Raw genomic sequence first — 16566 nt, forward strand, 5'->3', positions numbered from 1 at the left:
CATGAGCCAGGCGGCGGGTGCGGGCGAGCGCGCGACGCCGGCGCGGCAGTGGGCGCTCGCGGGCATCGGGGCGCTGGGGCTCGCGGTGGCGGCCGGGCTCGCGGCGTACGCCCGCGCGCATCCCGGCGACGGCGCGGCTCTGACCACCCTCGGCTTCAGCGGCATGCTGCAGATGAAGGCGTGGTTGGCGTCCGCGGCCGCGCTGCTCGTCGTGGTGCAGGTGCTCAGTGCACTGGCCATGTGGGGACGGCTGCCCGGTGTGCCGGAGTCCGCGACATGGCCCTCGCCGGTGCACCGCTGGACCGGCACCGTGGCGTTCCTGCTGACCCTGCCGGTGATGTTCCACTGCGTGTGGTCCCTCGGCTTCGCTGACGACGACGCCCGCACGGTCGTCCACTCGGTCGCAGGCTGCGCGCTGTACGGCGTCTTCGCCGCGAAGATTCTCGCGCTTCGGCTGCCCTCGCTCCCGCGCGGGACCGTCCCTCTGCTCGGCGGCCTGCTCGTGGTCCTCGTCCTCGTCGTGTGGTTCACCTCGGCGCTGTGGTTCTTCACGCGCTCCGGGTACGCGCTGGTCTGAGAAGGGAGACGGACGTGGAGGCAGCGAGCCGCCGCGAGGTGCTCGAGGGCGCCGGTGTCCTCGTCGTCGCGGGAGTCGTCGGGTTCGCAGGGTTCCAGGCCGTCGCGCCGGCCGAAGGCACCGGCCCCTCCGCCTACCCCGGAACGACGGACGACCAGGGCGACGACAACGGCGGCGGGGACGACAGCTCGGGTCCCGGCTCCGCGCAGGCCCGGCTGGCCCCGCTGTCCGACGTCCCGGACGGGGGCGGCCTCGTGGTCACCGACCAGAAGGTCGTGATCACGCGCACCGGCTCGGACGTGCACGCGTTCACGGCGGTGTGCACGCACCAGGGCTGCCTCGTGCGGGACGTGCGCGGCGGCGCCATCCACTGCCCGTGCCACGGCAGCGCGTTCGACGCCACGACCGGCGCGGTCGTGCAGGGCCCGGCCACCGCACCTTTGGACGCCGTCGACGTCGTCGTCCGTGACGGCGAGGTGGTCAGGACATGAGGCGGTCCTTCGTGGGCCGACTGCCCACGCTCCTCTGGCTCGCCGGCGTGGGCCTCGTCCTGGGAGCACTGCTGGCCGGGCTGCGCGGCTGACCACCTGGACGTGCGCGGACGACGCGACGTGGTCGGGTGTGTCCGGCAGGCGCCACACGGCGATCCGGCGCCGGCGACTGCGAACATGGTCGTGTGACGAACGTCGAGCTCTGGGAACGCAGAGTCGAGTGGCCGCTCGTGGCGGCCGCACTCTTGTTCCTCGTCGCCTACGCGATACCGGTCGTCGACCCGGACCTCCCGGAGCCGCTGCTGGAGGTCTGCTCGGTCGTGCTCAAGGTGACCTGGGCAGTCTTTGTGGTCGATTACGTGGCCAGGCTCGTGCTGAGCACCGACAGACGGGCCTTCGTCCGGCACAACCTTCTCGACCTCGCGGTTCTGGCACTGCCCGCACTGCGTCCCCTGCGGCTGCTGCGGCTTCTTGCACTGCTCGCCATCCTCAACAGGGCCGGCGCCAACAATTTGCGCGGCCGAGTCATCGTCTACGTCGTCGGTGGAACTCTCCTGCTGGTCGTCTGCGGTTCCCTCGCCATCACCGATGCCGAACGGAATCAACCCGGCGCGAACATCGAGCACATCGGCGACGGCCTCTGGTGGGCCGTCTCGACCATGACCACCGTCGGCTACGGCGACCGGTATCCGGTCACGACGACCGGACGGTTCATCGCCGCGGCGCTCATGATCGGCGGGATCGCCCTGCTCGGCGTGATCACGGCGACGCTCGCCTCATGGCTCGTTCAGCGCGTAGCGGAGGCCAACGACGAGGAACAGGCAGCGACCAGGGCCCAGGTCGACGCCCTCGCGGAGGAAGTGCGCGCGCTGCGCGACCATCTCTCCGCGGGTACCACGGGCACGGCATCGGATCTTCAAGGCTGGCATGGGGATCCTCCCGAGGAACGACAGGACGCGGGAAGAGCCTGAACCGAGCGGCGGCAGATGGAGAGCTCGGTAGCGGGTGACGCACGTTCGCCGTCGGCCGCTCTCGGCTGGTCCCGTCCGTCCGGGCCCGACAACGCGCGCAGGACCACCACCGTCTGATTGGTCGTCGCGACACCGGTGCTCAGCGGCGACGATGGCCACATGGAGATCCTAGGGCGCGCTCATGCGGGCCATGACCTCACCGTTCGTCGCCAGAGTCGAGCGTGCAGACCTTCCCATGTCCGGCACGCCGGACGCCGTCGAACCCGTTCGGGCTCAGCGGTCGGTGGCGTCCTGCCCTGGGGACGCTCACCCGAGAGTCACCGTGACCACGACCTCCTCCCCCGCCACGACACTGACGTCGGACACCGTGACTCCGGCAGGGAGCTGAGCTGCGAGGTCGATCCTGCGGTCGGAGGCGGCCGAGATCTTCGAGCGGAACGGCGCGATGAGTCCCTCCACGACAGGATTGCTGCCCGACATCTTCACGTCGGCGACGTCGAGCACCAACGACCGGTCGATCGACGCCGAGGCGGTCACGGTCACACCCGCTCGCAGGAACGCCTTCGCCACCTTCGCGTCCGCGCGGACAGTGAGCGCCCGTGGCCCGTCGTTCCGGACGGTGAGGTCGAGCGCCGTGAGCGTGAAGCCCTTGGACCGGAGAATCCCTGCAAGCGCAGTCCTGGCCGCCGCGACGATGTCCTTGTGCGCTGCTGCGATGCGGGCCGTGCCGACCGCGGGAGTCGAGTCCGAGGGGGGTCGGACCTCGACGTAGAGCTGGTCGTCCGAACCGAAGGCCCAGTCGAAGTGCAGGTCGCGCGCCGCGATGTCCACGTCAGCGCGGACACCCATCACCGACGCCGGGTGCGCAGTGACCTCGAGGGTGCGGATGGTCCCTGGGTCGCGACGGGTGACGTCGACCGACGGTGCCGTGATCCGCACCCTGCTCAGCCGGTCGTCGTCGACGGTGACACCCGTCGCATCCACCCGAAGCGAAGCAATGTCCGCGCCGTCGAGCACAGCCACCACGTGGGCGCCGTCGAGGCCACGCACACCAGGCTGCGCGAGGGACGCCAGCAAGGCCCTGATCCGGCTCTCGAGTTCGGTATCGCTCGACGGCACCGGGGCTGCGCCGAACGGGAGAGGGTGCGTGTCTGTCATGTCGCGATGCATCCTTCGGACGTGAGGACCTCGTCGGTACCGCGGCGGAGGCGTCCGGTCCGAATGTCCCGCCCGCCTGCCGGAGGCTCCAGAGCCGTGCGTCGATCGAAGCACAGTTCACACGGGAGCACCCGACGCGGGGATCGCGCGCTGACGACCTGCTGACCAGCGAGGACCAGCCGGTCGTCGAGAGCGGGTACCTACCGGGTCCTGCGCCACTGACCTACACCGGCCTGCAGCTCCCCGTCGCCAGCCGTGCTCGGCTCTGCCCTTCGTCTGGCAGCTCGGGACGACGAGCGCCAACGGCCATCGCTGTCCGACTGGCCGTCGCGGTCCGACGGGATCCGAGGGGACCATGGCGGCATGGAGATTCTGCGGTACCGCGCGTTCACCACCGCCGAGCCGAACCCGCAGTCAGGAAACCCGGCCGGTGTCGTGCTGGACGCCGAGGAGCTCAGCGACCGGGACATGCTGCGGATAGCGGCGGAGCTCGGCTTCAGCGAGACAGCGTTCCTCACAGCGATCGAGCCGGACGCAGCGCGGGTGCGCTACTTCACCCCTCGTGCGGAGATCGCGTTCTGCGGCCATGCGACGGTCGCGTCGGGAGTGGCACTGGCGCGCTGGCGGAACGCGGCACCCGTGGTGCACCTGACGACGAACGCCGGCCTTGTTCCCGTGCGGGCGACCGCGGAGCGGGCGACCCTGGAGGCGGTCGAGACCGGCGTCGAGGACCTCGACGGTCGCCTCCTGGACGACCTGCTGAGCGCCCTGCGGCTCCACCGCGGCGACCTCGACCCCGTGATGCGTCCGGCGCTCGTGCACGGAGGCAACCTGCATCCTCTCGTCATGGTGCGAGAGGGCGTCCTCGAGCGGCTCGACCATGACGGCGACGCGGTGCTCACGCTGCAGGACGCCCACGGGTGGGACGGCACGGTCCCGGTCGTCCACCGCATCTCGCCGACGCGGTTCGCGTCGCGCAACCCGTTCCCCCGGGGTGGGATCCGCGAGGACCCCGCGACGGGATCCGCGGCTGCGGGGCTCGGCGCCTACCTGCGGGCCGGCGGGCACATCGACGTGCCGGCGGTGCTGACGGTCGACCAGGGGGCCGAAGCGGGGCGCCCTTCGCTCATCGTCGTCGAGGTCCCGCGCGAGGGCCGCGTGCGCGTCACGGGTGCCGCGGAAGAGATGTAGCGGGCGCTGCTGAGGGTGCGCACCACACGCACGTCGGGCCGGGCATCGGTGTGCCGATGTCGGCCTGGGCCGCCGTGGGAGCGGATATGCTCCGCGCACGCCGGGAATCCAGGCAGTCGCGTTCGCGTGGTGCATGGCTCGGGAGCCAGGCGTCGTCGCCGTTCACGCCGTCCCGCCCCGGAGGGCTGGAACAGCCCTCGCCCAGCATCGATTGGAGATCCACGTGCGTCCCCTCCGAACAGCAGTCGCGCTGGTCGTGACCGGCCTGCTGCTCCCGCTCGCGGCGCAGCCCGCCGCCGCGACCATCCCCATGCCCGACCCGGCCCTGAGCCTGACCATCGGGCACTATGTCGACGAGGTGTACTGGGATCTCTTCGACCGCGCGGCGGACCCGACGGGCCACGGAACCTGGACCTGGCAGCTGTCGACAGGTACGCCCCGCATCGCGGTAGCCAACGCGATCACGTCGTCGACGGAGTTCCGTGCCGGATTGATCGCCGACGCCTACGACGGGTGGCTCGGGCGCGAACCCGACGCCGAGGGCCTGCAGTTCTGGCTCCGGAAGATGAACTCGGGGCTGACGATCGAGCAGCTGGACTCGGGCTTCATCGCGTCGGACGAGTACTGGGCGGATGCCGGCAGCACGAAGGCCGGCTGGGTGCGGGCCCTGTACTCGGACGTCCTGGGCCGTGACGCGGCCGACGCCGAGGTCGCGGCCTGGGTGGGCCAGCTCGATCTGGGCGCCACACGGGCGCAGGTCGCGATGGGCTTCCTGCTCTCGACCGAGTACCTGTCATCGGTCGTCGACGGGTACTACTGGTGGCTGCTCGGGCGGGGCCTCGACCCGGTGGGTCGCACGTCCTGGGTCTCGGCGATCCAGCAGGGCTCGCGGGACGAGCAGATCATCGGCGGCATCGTCGCCTCCGACGAGTACTGGACCAACGCGACGTCTCGGCCATTCGTCTCGTCCATCCTGCTGTCACCGCACGACGCCAGCACGGTCCTCGGGTCGGGTCAGTACTTCGAGGTCACGGCGTACGACCGGTTCGGGACGCCCATCGACGACGTCACCGCCGCCTCGACCGTCGAGTGGGACGGCCAGCCGTGCCCGGACTCGTACTGTGTGCCGGCATCGTCCGGCGCCCACGAGGTGCACGCCGTCTACCGGGGGCTCAACGCGTTCGCGACGCTGACGGTGGCGCCTCCGAACTGATCCCGCCGGGGCCTGGGACGCACTCCCCCCGGAAGCCTCCGACCCGCGAACGACGACGGCCCGGACCAGCAGGTCCGGGCCGTCGTCGCTGTGCAGCGGTTGAATGAGGCATGGCCCCGGAACACTCGCCCGCCGTCGAGCTCGACGTCGGGTCCCGCACCGTGCGCCTCTCCAATCCGGAGCGCGTCTACTTCCCTGCCAGCGGCACCACGAAGCTCGACCTCGCGCACTACTACCTCGCCGTCGGTGACGGGATCGTCCGTGCGCTGCAGGACCGCCCCTGCATGCTGCACCGATACCCGACCGGCGTCGGCGGAGAGAAGGTGCACCAGAAGCGGTTGCCGCGCGGGGCCCCGCCCTGGATGGAGACGGTCGAGGTCTACTTCCCGCGATTCGGCCGCACCGCCGACGAGCTCTGCGTCACCGAGCTGGCCCACGTCATCTGGGCGGTGCAGATGTCCACCGTCGAGTTCCACCCGTGGAACAGCCGTCGGGCCGACACCGAGCGCCCCGACGAGTGGCGCATCGACCTGGACCCGATGCCGGACTGCCCCTTCGACCGGGTGCGGCGCGTGGCACATGTCGCACAGGAGGTGCTGGCGGACCTGGGGGCGGTCGGCTGGCCCAAGACCTCCGGCGGCTCCGGCCTGCACGTCTATGTCCGGATCGCGCCCGAGCACGGGTTCGCGGACGTGCGACGTGCGGCGCTCGCCTTCGCGCGCGAGGTCGAGCGCCGTGCACAGGACGACGTCACCACCGCGTGGTGGCGGCGCGACAGGGACCCGTCGCTCGTCTTCGTGGACTACAACCAGAACGCGCGCGACCACACCATCGCCTCGGCCTACTCGGTGCGCGGCACCCCCGACGCCACCGTGTCGACGCCGCTGCGTTGGGACGAGATCGACGACGTCGATCCGCGCGACTGCACCCTGCGCACGGTGCCGGCACGCTACGCCGAGCTCGGCGACCTCCATGCCGGCATCGACGACTCGGTGTTCGACCTGGCGCCTCTGCTCCAGTGGGCCGAGCGCGACGAGCGCGACGGGGCGCCGGTACCTCCGGACGACGAGGGCTGAGCAGGCCACGAACGGTGGTGCTGACCGCACGACGAGGCGCTACCCGCTCGGGACACGCCACGAGCGGGTAGCGCGGGCGCTTCCTGTGGGCTACCCGACCGTCTGAGACGCCACGTCCGGGTTGTCGCTGAACACCCCGTCCATGCCTGCACCGACGAACACCCGGATCTCTGCGGCCAGGTCCCCCACCGCGTTCGGGTCGGTGCTGCTGCGGAACTCGAGCGGCAGGAACTGGTTCTCCCGACGGAAGGTCCAGCCGTGCACGACCAGACCGACCCGGTGCGCATCGGCGATGACCGCGGTCGGCGCCGCGAGGGAACCGTCGGCGTTCCGCGGGATCATCACGTCCTTGCACAGACCGACCCCGGAGGCGTACCGCGCGACCTGCGCCAGGCCCTTCCTGGTGACGAGGTCCTTGTACGTCCTGGGGTCACCGGATGCGACGAGGTCGTACGGCGCACCCGAGCAGTCGACGAGCTGGACCAGCGGCAGACGCGTCTGCTGGTGGAGCTGGCGCAGGTTCGCCGTCTCGAAGCTCTGGATGAAGACGGGTGACCGTCGCCCGTCCATGCCGTTGGCCGCGAGCTGAGCGAGCAGCGGCTCCTCGAGCGACAGCCCGACCGAGTCGAAGTACGTCGGGTGCTTGGTCTCGGGGTAGACGCCGACCGGCTGGCCGTCGCATGTCGTCGAGTGTCGGGCCAGGTCCAGCACCTCGTCGAACGTCGGGATCTCGTACAGGGTGTCGAACGCGGTGTTCGCGGGCCGCACCAGCGGCAGGCGCTCCTTGGCACGCAGGGTCCTGAGCTCCGCGAGCGTGAAGTCCTCCGTGAACCAGCCCGTGATGCTGCGGCCGTCCACCGTCTTCGTGGCCTTGCGGTCCGCGAACTCGACGTGGTTCGCGACGTCGGTGGTGCCGCCGATCTCGTTCTCGTGCCGCGCCACCAGCACTCCGTCCTTGGTCGAGACGAGGTCCGGCTCGATGTAGTCCGCACACATCCGGATCGCCGTCTCGTAGGACGCGAGCGTGTGCTCGGGTCGGTAGCCGCTGCCGCCGCGGTGGCCGATCACGGTCACCGCGGCCGCTGAGGGCGCGCGCACCTGTCGCAGGTCGACGATGTCCATCTCGGTGTCGTCGGGCGTGCCTGCGATGCGTGCTGCGTTTCCGGGGTAGTTGTTGTCGTTCGCGATGAGCAGGCGGCCGTCGCGCAGCTGGACCACGGTCTCGAACGACTGAACCGGTAGCGAGAACGGCTCGTCGGTGCCGTAGCCGTCGCCGTTGCCGAGGTGGTCGGGGTTGGCGATCTTCAGCGCGTCGAGCACGAGCGTCTTGGTGACGAACCCGTCGGCGTCTGCCGTGTCGAGGTCGAGCCGGTAGACCCGCTTGATCACCGCGGCCTCGCCCTGGAAGTTGTCCCGCTCGACGACGAGCATCTCGTGCTTGCCGGTCATGAAGGCATCGCCGACGAGGTTGGCCTCCTGGTCGGTCTGGTACGCCCAGGTCCGGCCGGTGTACCCGTTGGCGCCCGTGTCGAACTCGGAGATCGTGCGGCGGCGGGCCACCGCGTCGTCCACGAAGGCGCCCTCCGTGACGGGGTAGAGGAACCGCCCGTCACGCGAGCCCGCCATGGCCTCGAAGCCGTTGCTGCCCTTGAGCCGGGGCGTCTCCCCCGGCTGCAGGTACGGGTTCTGCGGTGACTTGGCGGCCGGGAAGGGCACCGGCGCCGCGAGCAGCGTGCCGGTGGCGTCGACGTGCAGGAGGAACGGACCGAACTCCTCACCGATCCAGAAGCTGCCGTCCTTCGAGCGCACGACGGACTCGACGTCGAAGTCCGCACCGGTCAGGAGCCGGTCAGGGGTCGCGTCGTTGACGATCGGGAAGTCGATGCGGTGGTCGGGATCGCGCAGCGACACGAACTCGCCCACCTGGATCTGCCCGTCACCGCCCGAGGCCGTCTGCCACTGCGGCGTCACGTGGTAGAGCCTGAGGAGGAAGTCGGCCGAGTTGGTCTTCGCGCCGAACCCGTTGTCGGGCAGGGCCCAGAAGGTGCCGTCACCGGCATCGACCATGCCGGAGAATCCCGGGATCACCTGCCCGGCGAACGGGCCCTGCCTGCCGTTGGCGGGCGTGGACTGCGCGCCGGACGGTGGTCCTGGAGCGAGGTAGTCGGCCGAGAGCGTGGCGCGAGCAACCAGGGTCGGCTGTGTGATCGTGTGACGACCCCGGGCGTCCGGCGGGCCGCCGTGGTCACCCGCGAGCGCGGGAGTCGGGGCGAGGAGGGCGGCGGCCACGGTCGCCGCGAGGACTGAGAGTGCTGCGGTGCGTCTCATGCGTGCCAGGCAACCGGCGCCCGGCGACGGCGGACCGACATCCCGGGAATGTCCGGATGGCGGCGCTGTGAAACCTCTCACTGCGACGCGCGACAGCCGTGTGCTCGGCGCACTGTCTTTGTCGCGACGCGCACGGTGACGTCCGCGTGAACACTCGGCAAACTCGCCTTGCTCGGGTTGCCGGAGCCATCCGACGGGCTGACCTTCGTCGTGTGACCGATGTCCCGCTCCTCGTCCTGGTGGTCGTGACGGCGCTCGCCTTCGACTTCACCAACGGCTTCCACGACACGGCGAACGCCATGGCGACGTCGATCGCGACCGGCGCGCTCAAACCGAAGGTCGCTGTGCTCCTGTCGGCGGTCCTGAACGTCGTCGGCGCGTTCCTCTCCCTGGCGGTCGCCGCGACCATCGCGTCCGGCATCGTCGAGCAGGACGCCGTGACCCTGTCCGTCGTCTTCGCCGGCCTGGCCGGCGGCATCCTGTGGAACCTCGTCACGTGGTACCTCGGCCTGCCGTCGAGCTCGTCCCACGCGATCATCGGCGGGCTCGTCGGTGCCGTCCTCGCGGCGGCCGGACCGTCGGGTGTCATCTGGGCGGGACTGATCGGCAAGGTCGTGATCCCGGCCGTCGTCGCCCCCGTGGCCGCCGGTGTCGTCGCCCTGATCGGGACCTGGCTGGTCTACCGCATCACGCGGGGCGTACCCGGCCGGGAACGCACGCAGGAGTTCCGGTGGGGTCAGGTCGGCTCGGCGTCGATGGTCTCCCTCGCACACGGCACCAACGATGCCCAGAAGACGATGGGGATCATCCTGCTGGCGCTGATCGCGGGAGGAGCGCTCCCCGACGGCTCCGCCGTGCCCGCCTGGGTCATCGTCTCGTGCGCGCTGGCGATCGGGCTCGGCACGTATCTCGGTGGCTGGCGGGTGATCCGCACCCTGGGCAAGGGCCTCGTGGACATCGAGTCGCCGCAGGGTCTGGCCGCTGAGACGTCGTCGGCAGTGGTCATCCTGGTCTCGAGCAACCTCGGGTTCCCGCTGTCGACCACCCACGTCGCGAGCGGCTCGATCATGGGCTCCGGCGTGGGGCGCGGCAGTCAGGTGCGCTGGTCCACGGCCCGCCGGATGGCCGTCGCCTGGCTGGTGACCCTGCCCGCCGCCGCCATGGTCGGCGCAGGTGCCGAGGCCCTGCAGAGCTGGGTCGGAGGCACCCTCGGCAACGTGGCCGTGCTGATCCTGCTCGTGGCGGCGTCGACTGCCATCTTCGTCGCGGCACGACGTAGCGCCGTGAACCACGAGAACGTCAACGACGAGTGGTCGGAGCCGGCGCGCCCGGCCCGCCGCCCGGCCACGGTCTGACAGGAGGAGACATGGACAACCTCATCGACGGCGGCGCACTGCTGAGGGTCGTGGTGGTGAGCCTGCTGCTCGGCACGAGCATCCCGGCAGTCTTCGCCCTCGGGGTCCGGGCCCTGGCCACCGACGCCGGAGCCGCACCGCGACCCGCGATCCGCACTCTTGTCGGGTACCTCTGCTTCGCCGTCGTCGTCGCCGCCGTGGTCCTGGGCATCTACAGCATCACCACGGCCAAGTGATGTCCCGGCCGAACGCGGTGCGCCGCGTCACCGACTGGCTCCGGGCCGGCTACCCCGTCGGCGTGCCCGAGAACGACTACGTCGCGCTCCTGGCTCTGCTGCGACGCAAGCTGACCGAGGACGAGGTGCAGGAGGTCGCCGACCGCGTGATCCTGCTGCACCCGGACGGCGCGACGCAGGCCGCCGTGGGCGAGCAGATCGGCGTGCTGCTGCGCGAAGACCCGCACGAGAGCGACATCGCCCGGGTCAGCGCTCGGCTCGCGGCAGTCGGCTGGCCGCTCGCCGACGTCGACGAGTAGGCGGGTCGGCCGCACCTCCGGTTCGCCGTCTCCGCCCGAGGGTGCAGACGGGCGGAGAAGACTCTCAGCCCGTCGTGCCCCGCGTCCAGGGCGTCCCGTACCGGAACGGGTCCGATCAGGCGATGAGCGTCCAGGCGGACCACGGGGTGCCCGGGGCCGTGCCGGCGGTCCACCACTGCGCCTGGTACGTGTGGCCGAGGTAGGTCACGGTCTCTCCGCCGACGTAGACGGTGGCCGCGCTCCACGCCGGCGACGAGCCGGGCGAGACGACTGCCGGGATCTCGGTCCAGGCACCTCCGACGACGCCAGGCACCTGGTTGCGGGTCCACCACCGGGCCCGGTACGTCGTGCCGTTGCACGTGACGACATCGCCGGTGGTGAAAACGCGCGACGGCGTCCAGATGGCAGTGCCGTCTGCAGCGGTCGCGAGCTCCTGCCAGGAGCCGTACGCAGTGGAGCCGGGCACCTCACCGGACGTCCACCACTGCGCCAGGAACACCGTGCCGGCGTAGGTGACCTTGTCACCGGTGTTGTAGACCTTGCCGGACTCCCAGACTGGCGGTCCGGGGACGCCCTGCGCGCCCAGACCGAGGTCGCAGCTGACCCGGCCGCTGTAGAGAGCGTGCCCCTCGCCGGGTGTGCCCGGTCCGGCGCCGAAGACGCCGTCGTCGGACCAGACGACCTCCTTGGTGCCGTCGACGCAGGTCGAGCTCGGGGCGATCGCGAAGCCCTCCACGTTGTCCACGGGCAGGTCGGCGGGCTTGGCGAAGACGACCTCCGGGATGATCGTGCCGGTCGAGCTCACCTTGAGCACGGTCGAGGTGACGCCGCACGTGTTGTCGCACAGCGCCCAGATCCGCTGCGCGTAGGCGTCGTACTGGACGTCCATGACGTGGCCCATGCCCGTGTCGACGACCGCGACGCGGTGGAACGAGTGGTCGCCGTTGAGCGCGTAGGCGTAGAGCTTGCCGTCGTTCTCGAGCGCCGCGAAGTACAGGCCCGTCCCGTGCAGCGGGTAGCTGCTGGGCTTGTAGGTCAGGCCGGTGGACTCGACGAACCCGTTCGCCACCAGGTAGCTGTCCGGCACGTAGGTGACGCCCTCGAACCCGAGGTTCGCCTCGGTCTTGTTGCCCGCGCGCAGCTCCGGGAACTCGGCGGTCAGGTCCCACTGGTCCGTCGCGACGAGCTGCGCGCCCGACTGGGTCGGGTCGAACCGCAGGATCGAGTTCAGCGGGTTGGTGTTCGACGCGTTGTTGCGCTCGGTGGTGACGTACAGAGCGCCGTCCGCGCCGACGGTCAGGCCCTCGGAGTCGGGCTGGTTCGTCACCGGGTCGGTGCTGCCCGGGAAGAAGATCTCCTTGCCCGCGCCCCAGCCGTCGGCGGTGTCGGACACCCACACGTTGCCTTGTTTGACCAGGCGGAACACCCAGCTCTTGTTCTTCACCGAGTACAGGACGTTCGCGTTGGTGGGGTCGAACACCAGCCCGCTGATGTCACGCCCCTCCGGGCCCGTCGTCGTTCCCCACGCGCACTGGGCGTCCGCGACGGTGACGGCCGGTGACCCCTTCCAGGCGGTCGGGGTCAACGCAGTGGCCGGCAGCGTTCCGGTGCCGGAGGGTCCCTCGGGCTGGCAGGCAAGCGTCGGACCGCCGCCCGTGCCCCCGCCCGGAGCGCCCACGGGCGTCAGGCACGCGGTGGCGTTCGAGGCGCCGAAGCTCTTGGTCGTCACAGGGACGAGGTCGCCGGACCCGTCGGGGCAGCGCGCGTAGGCGCCGGCGCCGATGGCGTTCGTCTCGTCCGTCCCCGCCTGCCCTGCGGTGTAGGTCACCGAGTCGACGAGGGTTCCGGCCGTCCCGTGAGGGCCGTCCGGCAGGTAGACCTTCACACCGTCGCCCCCGCTGCCCAGCCCCTTGGTCGACCCGAGGTACACGAAGCCGTGCGACGGCACGATCGTGGTGGCCGTGCCGTCGGGCAGCTTCGCCGAGAACGCCGTGGCCGCGGTCGCGGCGCCGCTGTCGATCTGCAACCAGCCGGCGATGCTGACGTCGGCGCTGCCGCTGTTGTACAGCTCGACCGCGTCGCCGACGGGCGTGGCACCGTTGTCGGACGACACCTCGTTGATGCGGATGTGCGTCCAGTCCGGCGCGGCCGGCGCGAAACGGCTCGTGCCCGGCGAGCCGACGTCGCCGGTGGTCGACGCCCACGACGCCTCGCCGTCGCCCACGGTCGAGAGCTGCCACTGCGATGCGTCGTTGGCGCCGAGCGCGGCTGCGCTGACCGGGACACCGGCCACGCCTTGCGTGCGCGGACCCTTGACGGTGCCGCTGCCCTGGTCGTTGTAGGTGAGCCGGTCGACCAGGTTCGCGACGCCGTCGGGCCCGTCGAAGAGGTTGATCTCGTCGGCGCGGCCCAGGTTGGTCGCGTTGCCCGCGAGGATCTTGACGGTGGCGCCCAGGGCCCACTCGCTGCGGAACGTGGCGTCCGAGGACTCGGTGATGATCGCGGACTCACCGGCCGCGAGGGTGCCCAGACCGTCCAGCGGCACTGTGGTCGGCGCCGTGCTGTCGTCGTCGAACGACCAGCCGGCGAGGTTGACGGGTGACGCACCGAGGTTGGTGATCTCGAGGTACTCACCCGAGGAGTGCACCGGGTTGTACATCCACTCGGTGATCCTGACGTCCGGCACCGCGTCGGCGTGGGCTGCGGCCGGCAACGCGGTCGCCAGGGCGCTCATGGTGGTCAGTACGGCCAAGGGCGCGACGGCGCGCGAGATGCCAGGTTTCACGGTGCAGAGTCTGACGATGCCGCATAGACGGACAAAGACGGCGGGGCGAACAACGAGGAAACACCTCGCCCGGGGGACCCGCCTCGCCCGTTCCCGCGCTCTAGCGGTCGAGGTCCTCCGCCTTCTCGGTGCGCCAAAGCCCGTCCAGATGTGCCGGCGGCCGACGTTCACGGCCTGGGGGCCGCGGCTGCTCAGTCGCCCGCAGCGTGGACGCCGCGATGCACGATGAGCGGATCGACCTCGCCGATGACGTCCTGGTTCTTGCCCTCGTAGGAGAACTGGTTCAAGAAGTGGCGCATGGCGTTGAGCCGTGCGCGCTTCTTGTCGTTGCTGCGCATGGTGATCCAGGGCGCGTGGTCGGTGTCGGTGCCTGTGAACATCGCCTCCTTCGCCGCGGAGTAGTCCTCCCAGCGGCCCAGGGACTCCAGGTCCATCGGGGACAGCTTCCAGCGGCGCACAGGGTCGATCTGCCGGATCGCGAAGCGGGTGCGCTGCTCGCGTCGGGTCACGGAGAACCAGAACTTGGTCAGGTGGGTGCCATCGTCGACGATCAGGCGCTCGAACTCCGGGGCCTGCCGCATGAACGCCGCGTACTCGTCGTCGGAACAGAACCCCATCACCCGCTCTACTCCTGCACGGTTGTACCAGGACCGGTCGAACAGCACGATCTCCCCTGCCGTGGGGAAGTGCTGGATGTACCGCTGGAAGTACCACTGGCCCTGCTCGGTGGTCGTCGGCCTGCCCAGTGCGACGACTCGTGCGGCGCGGGGGTTCAGGTGTTCCATGAACCGCTTGATGGTGCCGCCCTTGCCGGCGGCGTCGCGGCCCTCGAACACGATGATGTGCCGCTCGCCCTGGTCCTCCGCCCAGTACTGCAGCTTCAGCAGCTCGATCTGCAGCAGGTACTTGGCGTGCTCGTACTCGTCCCGGTCCATCAGCTGGTCGTAGGGGTAGTCCTCGCGCCAGGTCTCCACGGCCTTGCCACCGGGGTCGATGAGGACGGGATCCGCTCCTTCGCCGCCGGCCACCGTGTACCCCTCGGCGACGAGCCGATCGATGTACTCACGGAGGTTGTCCTCGGCGTCGGGTTCGATCGCGCTCAGATCGAGAGAGAAGTCCATCGTGTCCTCCTGGCTCGCCCGGCCGTTGACGACCGTAGCGATGACGTCGGGCGACGAGCACTGCTCCACCCTGTACCCATTCTGCGAGCGCACACCGTCACCTCGCACGGGGTCGCCGCTCAACGTTCCGGCCGGATGGTGGTCACCGCAGCCAGCGCCGCAGGCGCTTCTTGCTGACCCGGGACCACACAGCCGGCAGCTGTTCCTCGGCCTCGCGCCCACGAAGCTCCTCGAGGGCGTCCAGCCGACCATAGGTGAACGCAGCGCCCAGGTCGGAGGTGGTCTGGGCGAGCTCCCGCAGCCGCTCGCGGAGCACGACGGAGTCCTGGTGCTGACCCAGGAGCTCCTGCGTGCGCTCCATCGCGGCGGCGAAGGCCCGTGCGTCCGGACCGAACGCGTCGCTGGCCAGCTCCGCCGAGTAGCGAGTCCGCTTAGCGGCCTTGCGCGCGTCGTGGAGCAGCTCCGCGCGCTGCTGCGAGCCGGTGGTTGCTGCGACGCGCTCCACGAGTCGTCGGACACCGGCGTACTCGCGCGCAACACCCCGCCGAAGCTCTTTCTTGGCCGGTCGACGGCCGCGCTCCGTGACGGGCGGGTCCTGGACGAAGGTCTCGAGGACGTCGAGGAGCCGGTCGTATCGCTCACCGTCGAGCTCGAGGAGCAGCGCATCTCGCGCCGCGGCATACGCGGACCCCAGCTGCGCCTCGGCCTCGGACGGACCTGAGGAGGCCCCGGCGTGCGCCGACGCCTGCAGGACGCCGAGAACGCGCTCCCGCATCACCTCGGCGTCGCGGACCCGGCCGAGGATGCTGGCGAGCCACCTGAGCTCATCGCGCAGCGGCCCCACAGCCTCGGAGTCGAACGAGCGCCGGAACGTCGCCAGGGCGCTCCGCACGCGCCGGGTCGCGACGCGCATCTTGTGCACGCTGCCCGGCACGCCCATCCGGACCAGGAGATCTTGGGTCCGCAGCTGCTCCAGCTGCTCACCGACGTACGCCAGCACGACGTCACTCGTCGTCGACCTGACCGACAGACCGGAGCCCTTGCTGCGGTCGGTGACCGCCGCCCGCTCGTCAAGCTGAAGGACCCGAGCGACCTTCGACGTGTGCGGTGCCGTGGTCAGCCCTTGCGACCGCAGCGTGCTGCCGACCACGGCCAGAAGGTCGCGATCCCCGTCGAGCAGCTCGACCTCGATCTCGCGCCAGGCGATCTCCGGCCCGGTCGCATCACCGGATCCCCCGAGGGGCAGAACACGCCGGGCGCTGACCCGGTCGTCCGCCAGCTCGAGCAACGCGCGATCGGTCGCGTCGACGACCTCGTGCACAGTGCGCCTGGTCGTGATCGTGGCGACTGCGACGAGCGGCTTGCCGTGCGTCCGGGCACGGACGAGCCGCTGCATCCGCTCAGGCACAGAGCCACCGGCACGGCCGGGAGGCAGACGGACCTCCGCGCGCTCGGGCCCGTCTCCGGGGACCTTCAGGTGCCAGCCGGCATCCTTGCCGCCGACGCGCCGACGCAGCGTCAGGTGATGGCGGACGAGGTCCAGGTCTGCGGTGTCGTAGTACGTGGCGCGCAGCACGTGCTGCTGAGGCTCGCCCTGCGTCAGTCGTTCGCCATCCCTCGTCTGACCCACAAGCTCGACCAGACCCGGCACCACCGTGTCGGGCCCCACGGAGAACGTCAGCTCGACCTCGTCGTGCACCGCAGCCACCGTTCAGTCCTACCTCACCACCTCCGAATCTGCTCGCGGTGCGCGCAGTGCCGACCT

General features: G+C 70.6%; 14 protein-coding genes. 9 read left to right on the forward strand and 5 right to left on the reverse strand.

From position 1 onward, the window contains the following. The first annotated feature begins 1 nt into the window (after nucleotide 1). The 3 genes from N553_RS0100570 to N553_RS20385 all read left to right on the forward strand — a co-directional run bounded on the left by N553_RS0100570 (nucleotide 2) and on the right by N553_RS20385 (nucleotide 2039). Nucleotides 2-577, forward strand: coding sequence for a DUF6529 family protein (locus tag N553_RS0100570; protein ID WP_028044923.1), 576 nt, complete (start codon nucleotides 2-4; stop codon nucleotides 575-577). 14 nt (nucleotides 578-591) lie between these two features. Beyond that, nucleotides 592-1068 carry a Rieske (2Fe-2S) protein gene (locus N553_RS25515; RefSeq protein ID WP_034620393.1) on the forward strand — a complete coding sequence of 159 codons (477 nt, stop codon included), beginning with the start codon at nucleotides 592-594 and terminating at the stop codon, nucleotides 1066-1068. 230 nt (nucleotides 1069-1298) lie between these two features. Further along, nucleotides 1299-2039: a potassium channel family protein gene (locus tag N553_RS20385; protein WP_197029963.1), complete on the forward strand. Its 741-nt coding sequence runs from the start codon at nucleotides 1299-1301 to the stop codon at nucleotides 2037-2039. A gap of 306 nt (nucleotides 2040-2345) precedes the next feature. Here the strand turns inward: N553_RS20385 and N553_RS0100590 are convergent, their stop codons facing one another. Beyond that, the gene (locus tag N553_RS0100590; protein ID WP_028044925.1) at nucleotides 2346-3197 is read right to left on the reverse strand and encodes a hypothetical protein; all 852 of its coding nucleotides are present in this window, start codon (nucleotides 3195-3197) and stop codon (nucleotides 2346-2348) included. A 363-nt stretch (nucleotides 3198-3560) separates the two neighbouring features. Between N553_RS0100590 and N553_RS0100595 the strand changes: the two genes are divergently transcribed. The 3 genes from N553_RS0100595 to ligD all read left to right on the forward strand — a co-directional run bounded on the left by N553_RS0100595 (nucleotide 3561) and on the right by ligD (nucleotide 6677). After that, nucleotides 3561-4388: a PhzF family phenazine biosynthesis protein gene (locus tag N553_RS0100595; protein ID WP_028044926.1), complete on the forward strand. Its 828-nt coding sequence runs from the start codon at nucleotides 3561-3563 to the stop codon at nucleotides 4386-4388. A gap of 223 nt (nucleotides 4389-4611) precedes the next feature. Further along, nucleotides 4612-5601, forward strand: coding sequence for a DUF4214 domain-containing protein (locus N553_RS0100600; protein WP_028044927.1), 990 nt, complete (start codon nucleotides 4612-4614; stop codon nucleotides 5599-5601). 110 nt (nucleotides 5602-5711) lie between these two features. Continuing rightward, nucleotides 5712-6677, forward strand: coding sequence for a non-homologous end-joining DNA ligase (gene ligD, locus N553_RS0100605; RefSeq protein WP_028044928.1), 966 nt, complete (start codon nucleotides 5712-5714; stop codon nucleotides 6675-6677). Between the two features lie 90 nt (nucleotides 6678-6767). On the opposite strand, the gene N553_RS20390 is transcribed toward ligD, so the two are convergent. Continuing rightward, on the reverse strand, nucleotides 6768-9005 hold the full coding sequence (locus N553_RS20390) for an esterase-like activity of phytase family protein (protein WP_034620402.1): 2238 nt from the start codon (nucleotides 9003-9005) through the stop codon (nucleotides 6768-6770). A gap of 212 nt (nucleotides 9006-9217) precedes the next feature. Between N553_RS20390 and N553_RS20395 the strand changes: the two genes are divergently transcribed. From N553_RS20395 to N553_RS0100625, 3 genes are read left to right on the forward strand one after another with little or no spacing between them, the layout of a single operon-like run. Beyond that, nucleotides 9218-10360 (forward strand): inorganic phosphate transporter, encoded by a 1143-nt coding sequence (locus tag N553_RS20395; RefSeq protein ID WP_034620413.1) that lies wholly within the window; start codon nucleotides 9218-9220, stop codon nucleotides 10358-10360. Nucleotides 10361-10371: 11 nt separating this feature from the next. Next, complete coding sequence (locus N553_RS0100620; RefSeq protein ID WP_028044929.1) at nucleotides 10372-10596, forward strand: hypothetical protein; 225 nt, start codon at nucleotides 10372-10374, stop codon at nucleotides 10594-10596. Beyond that, a complete protein-coding gene (locus N553_RS0100625) occupies nucleotides 10596-10895 on the forward strand; it encodes a DUF3349 domain-containing protein (protein WP_028044930.1) in 300 nt (99 codons plus the stop codon). The genes N553_RS0100620 and N553_RS0100625 overlap by 1 nt, the downstream gene beginning before the upstream one ends. A gap of 115 nt (nucleotides 10896-11010) precedes the next feature. Here the strand turns inward: N553_RS0100625 and N553_RS24545 are convergent, their stop codons facing one another. The 3 genes from N553_RS24545 to N553_RS0100640 form a co-directional block, all read right to left on the reverse strand. After that, entirely contained in the window at nucleotides 11011-13680 is a 2670-nt protein-coding gene (locus N553_RS24545) for a lamin tail domain-containing protein (protein ID WP_156043644.1), read from the reverse strand. Nucleotides 13681-13871: 191 nt separating this feature from the next. Next, nucleotides 13872-14801 (reverse strand): polyphosphate kinase 2, encoded by a 930-nt coding sequence (gene ppk2, locus N553_RS0100635; RefSeq protein ID WP_034620930.1) that lies wholly within the window; start codon nucleotides 14799-14801, stop codon nucleotides 13872-13874. Nucleotides 14802-14943: 142 nt separating this feature from the next. Further along, the gene (locus tag N553_RS0100640; RefSeq protein WP_028044932.1) at nucleotides 14944-16509 is read right to left on the reverse strand and encodes a CYTH and CHAD domain-containing protein; all 1566 of its coding nucleotides are present in this window, start codon (nucleotides 16507-16509) and stop codon (nucleotides 14944-14946) included. Nucleotides 16510-16566: the final 57 nt, after the last annotated feature.

This window comes from Cellulomonas sp. URHE0023, assembly GCF_000688475.1.
Lineage (GTDB): Bacteria > Actinomycetota > Actinomycetes > Actinomycetales > Cellulomonadaceae > Cellulomonas.

Excerpts from the sequence above, each read along its gene's own strand:
- N553_RS0100570 (WP_028044923.1), top strand. The coding sequence starts at position 2 with ATGAGCCAGGCGGCGGGTGCGGGCGAGCGCGCGACGCCGGCGCGGCAG.
- N553_RS0100590 (WP_028044925.1), bottom strand. The coding sequence starts at position 3,197 with ATGACAGACACGCACCCTCTCCCGTTCGGCGCAGCCCCGGTGCCGTCG.
- N553_RS0100595 (WP_028044926.1), top strand. The coding sequence starts at position 3,561 with ATGGAGATTCTGCGGTACCGCGCGTTCACCACCGCCGAGCCGAACCCG.
- ligD (WP_028044928.1), top strand. The coding sequence starts at position 5,712 with ATGGCCCCGGAACACTCGCCCGCCGTCGAGCTCGACGTCGGGTCCCGC.
- N553_RS20390 (WP_034620402.1), bottom strand. The coding sequence starts at position 9,005 with ATGAGACGCACCGCAGCACTCTCAGTCCTCGCGGCGACCGTGGCCGCC.
- N553_RS0100620 (WP_028044929.1), top strand. The coding sequence starts at position 10,372 with ATGGACAACCTCATCGACGGCGGCGCACTGCTGAGGGTCGTGGTGGTG.
- N553_RS0100625 (WP_028044930.1), top strand. The coding sequence starts at position 10,596 with ATGTCCCGGCCGAACGCGGTGCGCCGCGTCACCGACTGGCTCCGGGCC.
- ppk2 (WP_034620930.1), bottom strand. The coding sequence starts at position 14,801 with ATGGACTTCTCTCTCGATCTGAGCGCGATCGAACCCGACGCCGAGGAC.